Raw genomic sequence first — 12,420 nt, 5'->3', positions numbered from 1 at the left:
GTACCCGGCCGGGTCGCCACCCAACGTTCACCGGACCGTCGCCGGCCCGTACCGCCGCCGACGGGGCCCGGGACTCGAACCCGGTCATTCGGGGCGAGACCGCCCGCACAGGGACGGGCGAACCGGACATATATGCCGCCAATCCCCCACGGATACCCGCCTTGTGTGTGATGCAGGTCACAGAGATGAGGTTGAACCGGAAGGTCGGATAAAGCATCTCTTTTCCACACACTGTGTTGCGAAAGGAACCCCCTCATGGTCCGCCGGTTGATCGCCTGCACGGTGGTGGCCACGGCCGCCGCCCTGTCCCTCACCGGTTGCCTGGGCGACAAGAAGGAGGACCCGGCGCTGCCCCCGGCCCCGACCCCTCCCTCCGCCCCGTCCGCCAGCGCCCCGTCCCAGACCCCGGCCGGCTCGGCCAACGGCGGCACGCCCGCCGGGTGGAAGGCCGTCGGCGGGCCCGAGAACGGCGTCCGCATGTCGATCCCGGCCGGCTGGATGGAGATCGACCTCACCAGCGGCGAGGCCGAGCAGGGCCTCAAGCGCCTCGGCCTCCAGGGCGCGAACGAGGAGATGCTCCGGCAGAGCTTCGCCTCGCTGGAGAAGCAGAAGGCCCTGTACGCGGTCGAGACCGAGGCCGCCCAGCGCGGCTACGCCACCAACGTCAACGCGCTCTGCACGCCGACCCCCGTCTCCTCGGTCGACGCGCTGGAGGCCGCCACCCGGTCGGGCATGGTCCAACTCGGCGCGCAGGACGTCGAGATCACCCGGACGACCGTCGCCGGCCGTCCCGGGATCCGCACCACCTACTCGCTGCGGACCGCCGCCGGCACCCTCACCGGCCGCCAGGTCCAGGTCGCCGACGGGTCCCGCGCCTGCTCGCTGACCGTCACGGCCAAGGACGGCGAGATGCCGGACGACGCCGACCAGATCATGGGCACGCTCGAACTCCTCTGACCGTTCCCGCACGGGGCCGGGCGCCCCGCGGCCGGGATCGACGATCCCGGCCGCGGGAATTGCCCGGCCTTTCGCTATTCACCCGCGGGCGCGGCGGCCCGCCATCACCGGCGAATCTCTTCGCCTTTGTCGATGCGTGCCACGGTGATCTGTACTTCCCTGCCACAATTGCGCCGCGCGGGTGCCGGAGTGCGCCGCAGGTGCCAACAAAAGCCCGAGAAGTGCCCAGAAGTTCCTGGAAGACCGGGACCGGCGGCACCGGGGCGGTGGCGCGCGGAAAGCGCTGTCCCTACACTACGAGACGACCAACGTGAATATCAGGGGTAAACGGGGGGGAGCACCGAATCCGGAACCGTCCTTCTTAGGAGCACCCCGTGATCACCAGCCGAGTCCTCTTCTGCGCACTGCTCGCCGCGGGAACCGCCTGCACCGCGACCGCCGCCGACGCCGCCTCCGCCCCCGCCGCCCCGACGCGCGCCGCCTCGTCCCCCGCCGCCTCCAAGGCCGCGTTCTCCATCACCAGCAGCGCCTTCCGTCCCGGCGGGACGATCCCGAAGGTCCACCTGTGCACCAGCGACGGCAGCGGCGACCCGGGCCAGAAGAACGAGTCGCCGCCGTTCGCGTGGACGGGCGGCCCGGCCGAGGCCAAGAGCTACGCGATCATCATGCGCGACCTCGACAACAACGCGCTGCTGCACTGGATCATCTACGACATTCCGGCGACCGTCGGCTCGCTCCCGCAGAATGTGGAGCACGTCTACCAGCCCACCGTCCCGGCCGGGTCGCGGCAGGTCTACTACCGGGGAAGCGCGAGCCTGTTCGGATACCAGGGCCCCTGCTCGCCGTCGTCGGTGAACACCTACGAGTTCACCGTCTACGCGCTGAACAAGGCGACCCTGTCGGAACTCTCGTCCAACTCCTCCATCCGGACGGCGGCCCAGGCCATCATGAGGGCGTCCATAGGATCGACCGCCGTGTCCGGGGAATCATGAGCCGTCCGGCAGACCGAAAGGACCATGCGAAACGCCGGTGGCACGAGGAACACAGGTAACGAGGAACACAGGTAACACAGGTAACACAGAGAACGCGGGAAACGCGGACGGAACGGGGAACGCGCGGCGTGCGCGGCGAAGGCGCGCACGCCGGGGCGCTCCGCGTCCCGGCCGCCGCAGGACGACGACGAGCCGGCCCGAGGCGTCCGGCCGGCTCGTCGTCCCGCGGGGAGCGACGCCCTGGTCACACTCCCCAGTCGGGACGCAGCGGCATGTGGCTGCCGCCGTCGTCGTCCAGCTTCACGCCGAGCGTCTGGTGCAGCTGGATCCAGTTCTGGTTGAACCCGAGCACGCAGCCCGCCATGTAGACGCGCCACACCCGCGCCGTGCCCTCGCCCACCTCGGCGACGGCCTCGTCCCAGTGCGCGTCGAGGTTGTCGCACCAGCCGGTGAGCGTCCGCGCGTAGTGCTCGCGGAGGTTCTCCTGGTGGCGGATCTCGAAGCCCGCGTCGTTCATCTGCGTCTGGACGTACCCCGGGCCTTCGAGCTCGCCGTCGGGGAACACGTACCGGTTGATGAACCCGCCCTGCTTGATGGCGGGGGACGCGTTGTCGGGCCGGGTGATGGTGTGGTTCAGCATCCGCCCGCCCTGCTTGAGCTTGCCGTGCAGGAACCCGAAGTAGGACGGCAGGTTCTTCTTGCCGATGTGCTCGGTGAGCCCGATCGAGCTGACCGCGTCGAAGCCGGTCTCGGCCACGTCCCGGTAGTCGAGGTGCCGGACCTCCGCCAGGTCGGACAGGCCGCGGTCGGCGATCGCCTTCTGCGCCCACTCCGCCTGCTGCTTGGACAGCGTCACCCCGAGCGCCCGCACGCCGTACTCCTTGGCGGCGTGCATCACCATCCCGCCCCAGCCGCAGCCCACGTCCAGCAGCCGCATCCCGGACCGGAGCCCGAGCTTCCTCGCCACCAGGTCGTGCTTGTGGAACTGCGCCTGCTCCAGCGTCGCGTCCTCGGACGGGTAGCACGCGCAGGTGTAGGCCATGGACGGGCCCAGCACCCATTCGTAGAACGTGTTGGACACGTCGTAGTGGTGCGAGATCGCCTTCGCGTCACGGCGCTTGGAGTGCCGCAGCCACGTCGGGACGCGGCTGAACGGGGCCTCCTGCGGCGGCGGGTCCAGACGGCGCGACATCGCCGCGCGCAGCAGCGGGTCGCCCAGCACCCCGCCGACGATCCGCGCCTTGTCGCGGGGCGTCACGTCGCCGAGCACCTGCTGCATCGTCGTGAGCGCCCGCACCATGTCGCCGCTGACATCGATCATGCCGGTGACGTAGGCGCGGGCCAGTCCCAGCGCCCCGGGCGAATGCAGCAGGTAGGACACCGCGTACGGGGAGCGGACGTCGAACCGGATGTCCGCGCCCGGCACCCCCGCCCGGGACCCGTCGTAGGCCGTGAACTCCACTGGCGCCTCAGCCCCGGCGAGCTGCTCGAAGACCCTGGCCAGCGTCATCTTGATCCCTCCTGTCTCTCCGCCCCGTCGGCCACCAGCCCTCCGAGGCATCCCCCCGATCGGACGCCTGGTCAGCGTCCACGCACGCACTTGTCGTAGAGGTCCAGCAGCCGCCCCTGGGAGTCGTAGGCCCCCTTGAGACGCCGGTAGGTCTCCCCGTCGTAGTACCGCCAGAACTCGTCCCGGGCGTAGAACGCCGTCGAGTACAGCGACTTGTGCCCCTCCAGCGCGGCGACCTCGCGCTCGATCAGCCGGTTGTGGTGCTCGGGGATCCGACCCGGTGGCAGCCGCACCGTCCCCCAGAACCCCGCGTTCACATACGTCCGGCCCACTTCGAGCGGGTAGAGCGGCCACCGCTCCTTCGCCCGGAGCGGGCACAGCCAGATGGGGCTCATCCCGACCTTGTCGTGGAAGAACTCCAGGAACTCCGGCAGCCGCTCGACGGGGACCTCGATGTCCTGGATGACGTCCTCGCGCGGTCGCAGCCCCCGCCAGCGCTCCACGTGCGCCACCAGATGGTAGCGGCGGTCGTAGGCGACGAGCTTGCGGTACACGTCCGAGCGCTTGTACTTGTCGGGCCACAGCCGCCTGATGGTGGGGTTCTGCACGCCGAACGCGCCCGAGCACCAGAACCAGTCGGTGTCCCAGCGCCAGATGTAGTCGCGGATCGTCAGGAAGTCGATCGACCGCTCCTGGATCGAGCGGTAGTAGATCTTCTGGCCCTTGTAGTCGGAGGTGTAGGGCGCGTCGTCGGCGAAGAACCCGAGCGTGATGTACTGCTCGGCCTTGCCGAAGACCGTCCCGTCCATGAAGTCGACGGTCTCGCCCTCGTAGGTCCCCGCCTCGGTGATCTCCGCCATGGCCTTCGCCAGCTCGGAGGCGTCACCGAACCGCAGGTGGCGGAGCCGCACGTAGGGGCGCACCCGCCGCAGCTCGATCTTCAGCCGCAGGCTGTAGCCGAGGGTCCCGTAGGAGTTGGGGAAGCCGTAGAACAGGTCGGAGTGCTCGTTGTCGCGGGACGCGGTGACGATCCGTCCGTCCCCGGTCAGGACGTCCATCTCCAGCACCGACTCGTGCGGGAGGCCGTCCCGGAACGACGTCGACTCGATCCCGAGCCCGGTCACCGCGCCGCCCAGCGTGATCGTCTTGAGCTGCGGGACGACCGTCGGCATCAACCCGTGCGGCAGCGTGGCGTCCACCAGCGCCTCGTAGGTCGTCATGCCCTGGACCTGCGCCGTCCGCTCCTCGGGGTCGACGCTCAGCACGCTGTCGAACCCGGAAACGTCCAGGCCGGGCGCCTCCGAGGGGTCGCGCCACCGGAACAGGTTCGAGGTCCGCTTCGCGAGCCGCACCGGCGCCCCCGCCGGAATCGCCTCGTAGGACCTCCTGAGCGCCTCCACCGCCCGCTGGTGGTCGCCCTTGATCGCAAGCTCCGTCATCTACCCCTCCCCGGACACAGTAAATCGATCATCCCATGTACGTTCCATATAACTCGGACGTTAGGGTCATCACAGGTCGAGAGGGGAATAAAGCCTCAACGCACGCGTCCATCTCCGAGCAGCCCTCTCCAGGTGGCGACGGTGCCGCGTAGAGGCGGCCACGTCAACCTTTCCCCGAAGGCACACGGCGACAAACCCGTCCGCCAGCTCCCGCGGACCGGGAGCGAACCTACCGCACCAGCCGCAGGATCCAGGGGTAGCGGAACGTCTGGCCGGTCAGCGCGAACACCGCCGCGATCGCCGCCAGGATCCACGCCACCGCGTACAGCAGCCCGCCGACGCCGAACGTGACGATCGTGACCAGCAGCAGCGTCACCTGGAAGTTCACCGCCTCCTTGGCCTGCGTCCGGACGTACTCCGAGCGCTTCCCGCTGAGCAGCATGAGCACGAGCGGCCCCACGAACAACGTCGGCACCGCGACGGCGTGCGCGGCGGCCGCGAGCATCCGGTCCTCCCCCGTCGGCTGCTCCGGCACGGCCCCCGGGAACAGCGCCCCCCGCTGCTGGACCGGGACCAGGTCGCGCGTCACCGTGCCCAGGTCGTCGCGGGTCTTGGCCGTCATGGCCAGGTGCACCCGCATGTCGAACTCGTCGTGGTCGATCCGTCCCTCGGCGTAGGCCTCCTGGAGGCGCTCCAGGACCGGCTCGCGCTCGGCGTCCGAGACCCGCAGATTCCCCGCCGCATAACTGCTGTCCATACTCTCCATGGTCGGAGGCTCCACCCCTGACGGCCATCGGGGATGACCCTGGCCTTCCCCCCACCCGTCCGGGCCCCGCTCAGGGTCCGGGCGCCTCAGCGCTGGGCGTAGATCTTGCCGGGCGTCATCGTCCCGCCGAACAGCTCCGTGACCGTGACGAAGACGTAGCCGTCGCGCTCCAGCCGGTCGAGGATCCTCGGCACGGCCGCCACCGTCGTCGGGTGGATGTCGTGCATCAGCACCACGTCCCCCGGCCGCACCGACTTCATCACCCGCCGCTCCACCGCGCGGCTGTCGCGGATCTGCCAGTCGAGCGGATCGACCGTCCACAGGACCTGCGCCAGCCCCATCCGCCGCGTCTTGGACGTCAGGCGCCGGCCCGTCGACCCGTACGGCGGGCGCAGCAGCACCGGCGCCACCCCGATCGCGCGCCGGATCGCCTCCTGCGTCCCGGTGAGTTCGGCGTCGACCATCTTCTCCGGCGCGTGCCCCAGGTCGGCATGCGTGTAGCTGTGGTTGGCGATCTCGTGCCCCGCCGCGTACTCGCGCCGCACCATGTCGGGACGCTCGGCCGCGTTCTTCCCGATGAGGAAGAACGTCGCCCTGATCCGCCGCTCGGCGAGGATGTCCAGCAGCTTGGCGGTGCTCTCCACCGGCCCGTCGTCGAAGGTCAACGCCACGCACCTGGCCCGCGCGCAGTCGACGCCCCCGCTCACCGCCTCCTGCCGCTTCGGGCTCTCCACCAGACCGGCGGCCCCCATCACACCGGGCGTGTCGAACGCCCGCAGCACCCGCTGGGTGACGACGTTCGGGTCACCGCCCACCTGCGCCCTGACCTGGGACGCCTCGGACTCATGGCCGCCCCTTCCCACAGGCGCCTCCGCTCCTGAAGCGTCCGCCCCCGCGGTCGCAGGACTGTCCGGCCCATGCGCCCGCGGGCCGTCGGCCCCTCCGGCCGCGGGAGCATTCGCCCCGCCCCCTCGCGGAACATTCGCTCCCGCTGCCGCGGGAGCGTTCGGCCCATCCCCTAGCGGCGCGTTGGGCTCTCCGGCCCCAGGCGCGTTCGGCCCATCCCCGCGCGGGACGTTGGGCCCTCCGTCCCCAGGCGCGTTCGGCCCACCCGCTCGCGGGGTGTTCGGCGCATCCCCGCGTGGGGCGTTCGGCCCTTCCGCTCCCGGGGTGTTCGGCCGTTCCGGGCCGCCATTGCTCTTTGCCGTGCCCTGACCGGAAATAGACTCCTGGCCGACCGCACCGGAGGACGCGTCCGCCCCATTCCCCGGCCCATTCTCGGCCGCCCCGCGCACATCGGAGGAACCCCGCGCGCTCCGCGGTGTCTTCGGCGGAGGAACATGATGCGCCGCCGCCATGAGCCCCGCGGACCCCGATTGTGGAGACAGCGCGCTCAACGCCCCGCACAACGCCGCCGCGAGCACGCCGAGCGCCCCCCGCCGGACCAGGCTCGGCCCGTCCATCAACACCCCCGCCGCCGATTTCCCCGTTCCGCCAGTCTAGGGCTCGCGCTCTTGAGTACCTTGAAGGCCGCCGCTGTGTCGGGAACCCGTCGGCCACGAACGATCGTTATCGTCGTACACCAAAACCGGCCCCGGAACGGTTCCGGGTGCCCTAGACACGACGGGACAGGTCATGAGGTTCCGCGACCGATTCGGGATACGCAAGAACCGTGGTTCAACGGTGACGAAACTCGACCGGGAGGCGACCGACTCCGACATCGAGGCACTTATCGCCTTCGCACGCGACCGGCGCGGCGTGGAGTTCTACGTCGAGCCGGAGACGTTCGCCACCGACACCACGGCCGTCGCCGTCGCCCACGACGGCGAATGGACCCGCCGCCGCGTCGGCTCCCCCAAGGTCATCGGCAAGGTGGCCCGCGACCTTGGGCTCCCCGTGTACGACGTACAGATCGTCGGCTACCCGCCACGCATGCGCGCGTGGAACGAGCGCAACCGCGACCGCCGCATCGACCCGGGCACCCCGGGCCAGGCCGTCGCCCCCTGAGCCAGGAGACGCCCGGGCCGGCCCGCCCGGGAGACCGTCTCGGACTCGCCCGCTCCCCCTGCCGCCGTCGACGAGGTCCGGCGCCTGACATTGGACGGGTCACCACGTTCCGGCCATTGCGGCCATCGGGAACGATCCATGCGACGGCACGGCAGAACGGTGCCCCAAAAGACGAGCGGCGGGCTTGCGAAACGCCGCACGGCACCTGCTATGCTCCCTCGCGATATCTCACCAGGGGCCATGCCTCGCCAATCAGCTTCCCGTGTCCGATGGCACGTGGAAGGTGAGAGTCACACGACATCCTGACAAGGCGTCCTGCGATGGTTGTGACTTTTCGGCGAGCCCGGAAGCTTTCCCGCCCCACTTCGGCCCTTTCGTGCTCTGAACACGCGCCGGCCCCACGATCCACCAGAACCGCGCCCCAGCCTTAACGCGCCCGGACGGAATCCCTCAGGCATGCCCTGAGGGACCACAAACCCGAACCGGTCGGTGGATCCCGGGCCGAGGGCCATATGTCACGCTCCTTCCTACCGGCCGGTGCCCCCCATACGGAGGTCACCGGAATGCCAGCCGCCCATCGTCCCTGGCTGACCCTCAGCATCCTGTGCGCAGGCTTCTTCATGGCCCTGCTGGACGGAAGCATCGTCAATATCGCCGTCCCATCCCTGATCGCCGATATCCACGCCTCCTACGACGAGGTGCTGTGGATGATCGACGCCTACCTGCTCGTCTTCTCGACCCTGCTGATCACCACGGGGAAGCTCGGAGACATCTTCGGCTACAGGCGCCTTTTCCTGACCGGCGTCTCCATCTTCACGATGGCCTCCGTCCTCTGCGGCCTATCGGCATCCCCGGGGCAACTCCTGGCGGCACGAATCCTTCAGGGCATCGGCGCGGCGCTCCTGTTCCCCCAAGTGATCTCGTCGATTCTGGTCACCTTCCCGCCCCCCATGCGTGGACGTGCCTTCGGCGTGTTCGGCGCGATCGCGGGTTTCGCGCCGATCATCGGCCCGGTCCTGGGCGGCCTCGTCCTCGCCCACCTCACCTGGCGCTGGATCTTCTTCATCAACGCGCCCATCGGTGTGATGATCCTGGTGCTGGCGCTCGTATTCATCCCGGACCTCCGCCCCTCGCGCACCCACAGGATCGACCTGGGAGGCGTCGCGCTCGTCACCGCAGGGCTGAGCTGCATCGTCTTCGGCCTGATCGAGGGCCGGCGCTACGGCTGGGGAAAGATCGGCGGGCCGATCGGCATCACGTCGCTCATCGCCACCGGCGTAATGCTCCTGCTGCTGTTCATCATCTGGCAGCGCGTCCAGCGAGGCGAACCGCTGATGCCGTGGGAGCTGTTCACCTCGGAGCGCAACTTCCCGTCCGGCAACTGGATCGGCTTCGTCTTCCAGTTCGGGATGATCGGCATATCCCTGGTGCTCGTCCTCTACCTCCAGATGGCGCGCGGCTTCTCGCCGCTGCGCACGGGCCTGGTCCTGCTGCCCAACGCCGCCCTCACGGCGGTCGGCTCGGCCTTCGCGGGACGGGTGTCGGACAGGGTCGGCGGCAGGCTCGTCCTCATGACCGGGCTCGCCGCCCTGTCCGTCGGCCTGGCCGTCCTCGCCCTGACGGCAGGCGCCGACTCCGGCGTGCGGCACCTGCTCCCCGGCCTATTGATCATCGGCCTGGCCAGCGGCGCGACCTTCGCGCCCCTGCAACAGGTCACGATGGACCATGTCGACACCCGCCTGGCGGGCGCCGCGTCCGGCGTGGCCAACACCACCCGCCAGATCGGCGGCGTGATGGGCACCGCAGTGATGGGCGTCCTCCTGTCCACCCGCCTGAATTCGGCTCTGCGCCACGAGGCGCGCAAGCACGCCGGCGAGTTGCCCCCACAACTACGCGCCCAATTCATCGACACCGCGACGACCAACGGCCACCGGTTCAGCCCACCGCCTCCGCCCCACGACCTGCCACCGGCGGAAACCTCCCTCCTAACCCACCTCGGCCAGAAGACATTCGCCGCCGCCTACACAACCGCAATGCAGACGACCCTCCTCACATCAGCAGCGATACTCGCCGCAGCCGCCCTCTTCTGCCTGACCCTGAAACCCCAAACCCGAAAACGCCCGAGCCCCGAAAAGACCACCACCAAGACAAAGCACTAGGGCGTTTCTGATGGATCATCAGGGCGACCTTGCGGGTCCTGGAACGGCTCCACAAACCACCTCTCGGCGACCTGCTGCCACAGCAGCAACAACCACGTTGCCCGTTGGGTCCGCCCAAGATTCATCAGAAGCGCCCTAGCAGCAGAAGCCGAACCCTCATGCCGAATCACCGGAGGCACTGTTCCTAGCACTCCAGCCGTAGATCGTTATGGCCGCTCAAAGGCTGCTTCTTGGCGGTGACAGTGGCTGGTGCGGGCCCGGTGTTGATGGCGTCGGCGCCAGGTCGACCAGGCGTGTGGGCGGGCCCGAACACGTGCGGGCTCGACGACCAGACCCGCTCGGGCCCTGTCGTCCGCCAGCGGCGAAACATCGCGCTGATGGCGGGGATTACCGGCCGGGTCGGCCGGTGCGCAGTGCCTCGATCACCGCGACCGCCTCAGCCAGCATGTCGATGGGGCAGCCCCAGTAGTCGTAGATGCCGCCACGGGCCTGGTTGCTGCCGCAGATGACGAACACGCCGGTCCCCAACTCGGCCTTGAGGTGGGTGGCCAGCCAGCCGACGAACCCGCTGTTGTCCTGATCGGCCGGGAAGTGGAAGGAGAAGACTCCGAACCGTTCGGCGCCACCACGCCCGGGAACCGCGGGCGCCAAACGGCTCCAGCTCTCCTCGTCGCGGACCACCGCAAGGGTCTCCGCCGTGAGCGCGGGGGCCTGGTCGGCGGGGAACTCCTCAAAACCCCAGACGCCATCGTGGACGACGAGCTCGGCCTGAGCGATCACACCGCGCAGCCGGGCCTCCGTCTGCTCCGCGGTCTCCACACTGACACCGACCATGGATCCCCCTCCCGCACCGGCCTCCCAATGATCACCTCAACCCCGTGTACGGCTCGTTCATTTCGTCCCGGCCGCCCCCACCCCCAGACCAAACGCGACGGGTGGGCGAGCAGGCAGATCGCGTACCGCGCGAGTGGCAGGGGCGGGTGGCGGATTGTTCTGGGCGTCGGAGGTGTGGGTCAGCTGGCTTGGCGGGTTTCGTCTTCGTGGTAAGCGGCGGCTAATTCCTGGGGGGTCATGCGCATGCGGGCCCTGGTCGGAGGGATCCCCGCGGCCATCACCTCGCGGAGGATGACGGCCATCGAGTAGGTGGGGTCGGCCTCCAGGGCGCGGTCGAGGGCCACGTTGGCGAGGCCGCCGTTGCCCGCGGCGTAGGCGGCGAAGGCCAGCAGGGCGGCGGGGGCGGCCGCGTAGGGAGGCTGCACGCGGCGGACGATGTCGCGCCAGAAGTCGATGTCGGCCGCCGGGTCGTCCTCGTCGATGCGGACCCAGCCCTCATCGCGGACGCGGAGTTCGGTGAGGAGGAAGCCGAGGCGGGCTGCCTCGTCGTTGCTGGGACGGGTGCCCGCGCGGGCCCGGGCCAGCAGGGCGGGCAGGACGGCGACGCCCTCCCTGACGAGGTGCGCCTGGAACTCGAACGAGGATGTGTCGTCGCGGGCCCAGCCCAGGTAGCGGCGCTCCGCTCGGATGGTGGCCTCGCGCATGGCCTGCCGGGCGGGGCCGGTGAGAGGGCGGAGGGTGTCGGCCAGGTCGGCGCGGCCCGGGAGGGCGACGTGGCCCGCGAGGGTCGCCTCGGCGGCGAGGACGCTGCTGCCGATGTCGTACGGGGTGCCCTCGGGTGGGCAGCAGTCCCCGTCGCAGGTGAAGGACCACCAGCGGCCGTCGGACACGCGGACCGCCTCCGTGACCTCGATGCCGGCGGCCACCAGGGCGGCGTGCATGGCGGCGGTGGCGGAGGTGGACTCCTCCGGCGTGCCGTAGGCGAGCAGGAGGACGCGGCGAAAGCCGTTGGCCGCGAGCATGCCGGAGACGTTGGCGGGATCGGGTGACGGTAAGTCGACGCGGACCGCACAGGTGCCGTCCGGGCCGTCGAAGGCGACCACGACGAGGCTCGCGGACGGGTGGAACCCGAGGAGGTACGGAACGGCGACGATGGCGTCTTGGGCGGAGCGGATCACCATGGGTTTCATGGCCTCGACACTCGCAGCGGCGGCCCGCCGAGCGCACCAGAATCCCGTTCTGGGGATAAGTCAGGCGTCGAGGACGCGGCCCGCGACCACCGGCGGCTCGGTCGACCACGGGAAGTTGATCCAGCGGTCGGTGCGGCGCCAGACATATTCGCATTTGACGGTCGAATGGGGCTTCTCATAGATGACCGCGCAGCGGACGTCCGCGACATGGTCGGCGCAGAAGTCGCGGACGAGTTTGAGGGTGGCGCCCGTGTCGGCGACGTCGTCGGCCACCAGCACCTTCGCGCCCGACAGGTCGATCGCGTTCGGGACGGGAGGCAGCATCACCGGGAGATCGAGGCGCTCGTCGACGCCGGTGTAGAACTCCACGTTCATGACGTGCAGGTTCTTGACGTCCAGCGCGTAGCCGAGGGCCCCGGCGACGAACAGGCCGCCGCGCGCGATGGACAGGATCAGGTCGGGGCGGTAGCCGCCGTCGGCGACCTCCTGCGCCAGGTCACGGCTCGCGGCGCCGAACAACTCCCAGGTCAGGACTTCTCTCTCTGCGGCCACGTTCCCATTCTGGC

Annotated in this window: 11 protein-coding genes; 4 read left to right on the top strand and 7 right to left on the bottom strand. The window is 69.8% G+C overall.

The window, feature by feature from the left end; all coding sequences use genetic code 11:
• The first annotated feature begins 255 nt into the window (after positions 1–255).
• A complete protein-coding gene (locus tag GNZ18_RS04630) occupies positions 256–957 on the top strand; it encodes a hypothetical protein (protein ID WP_156214883.1) in 702 nt (233 codons plus the stop codon).
• 374 nt (positions 958–1,331) lie between these two features.
• Positions 1,332–1,949 carry a YbhB/YbcL family Raf kinase inhibitor-like protein gene (locus tag GNZ18_RS04625; protein ID WP_214618638.1) on the top strand — a complete coding sequence of 206 codons (618 nt, stop codon included), beginning with the start codon at positions 1,332–1,334 and terminating at the stop codon, positions 1,947–1,949.
• A gap of 244 nt (positions 1,950–2,193) precedes the next feature.
• Here the strand turns inward: GNZ18_RS04625 and GNZ18_RS04620 are convergent, their stop codons facing one another.
• The 4 genes from GNZ18_RS04620 to GNZ18_RS04605 form a co-directional block, all read right to left on the bottom strand.
• Complete coding sequence (locus GNZ18_RS04620) at positions 2,194–3,459, bottom strand: class I SAM-dependent methyltransferase (protein ID WP_156214882.1); 1,266 nt, start codon at positions 3,457–3,459, stop codon at positions 2,194–2,196.
• Between the two features lie 71 nt (positions 3,460–3,530).
• A complete protein-coding gene (locus tag GNZ18_RS04615) occupies positions 3,531–4,898 on the bottom strand; it encodes an FAD-binding oxidoreductase (RefSeq protein ID WP_156214881.1) in 1,368 nt (455 codons plus the stop codon).
• 229 nt (positions 4,899–5,127) lie between these two features.
• Positions 5,128–5,655 carry a DUF1707 and DUF4870 domain-containing protein gene (locus GNZ18_RS04610; protein ID WP_156214880.1) on the bottom strand — a complete coding sequence of 176 codons (528 nt, stop codon included), beginning with the start codon at positions 5,653–5,655 and terminating at the stop codon, positions 5,128–5,130.
• Between the two features lie 95 nt (positions 5,656–5,750).
• Entirely contained in the window at positions 5,751–6,527 is a 777-nt protein-coding gene (locus tag GNZ18_RS04605; protein WP_312874300.1) for a polysaccharide deacetylase family protein, read from the bottom strand.
• Between the two features lie 772 nt (positions 6,528–7,299).
• Between GNZ18_RS04605 and GNZ18_RS04600 the strand changes: the two genes are divergently transcribed.
• Complete coding sequence (locus GNZ18_RS04600) at positions 7,300–7,671, top strand: hypothetical protein (RefSeq protein WP_156214879.1); 372 nt, start codon at positions 7,300–7,302, stop codon at positions 7,669–7,671.
• A gap of 563 nt (positions 7,672–8,234) precedes the next feature.
• Positions 8,235–9,830: an MFS transporter gene (locus GNZ18_RS04595; RefSeq protein WP_173390649.1), complete on the top strand. Its 1,596-nt coding sequence runs from the start codon at positions 8,235–8,237 to the stop codon at positions 9,828–9,830.
• Between the two features lie 387 nt (positions 9,831–10,217).
• On the opposite strand, the gene GNZ18_RS04590 is transcribed toward GNZ18_RS04595, so the two are convergent.
• From GNZ18_RS04590 to GNZ18_RS04580, 3 genes are all read right to left on the bottom strand, one after another.
• The gene (locus GNZ18_RS04590) at positions 10,218–10,664 is read right to left on the bottom strand and encodes a DUF6196 family protein (protein WP_156214877.1); all 447 of its coding nucleotides are present in this window, start codon (positions 10,662–10,664) and stop codon (positions 10,218–10,220) included.
• Positions 10,665–10,843: 179 nt separating this feature from the next.
• The gene (locus tag GNZ18_RS04585) at positions 10,844–11,854 is read right to left on the bottom strand and encodes a DUF4192 domain-containing protein (protein ID WP_156214876.1); all 1,011 of its coding nucleotides are present in this window, start codon (positions 11,852–11,854) and stop codon (positions 10,844–10,846) included.
• 60 nt (positions 11,855–11,914) lie between these two features.
• Entirely contained in the window at positions 11,915–12,406 is a 492-nt protein-coding gene (locus tag GNZ18_RS04580) for a phosphoribosyltransferase (protein ID WP_312874299.1), read from the bottom strand.
• Positions 12,407–12,420: the final 14 nt, after the last annotated feature.

The sequence above is a fragment of the Actinomadura litoris genome (genome assembly GCF_009733595.1).
GTDB classification, from domain to species: Bacteria; Actinomycetota; Actinomycetes; order Streptosporangiales; family Streptosporangiaceae; genus Spirillospora; species Spirillospora litoris.
This window is presented reverse-complemented; position numbering and strand designations above follow the sequence as displayed.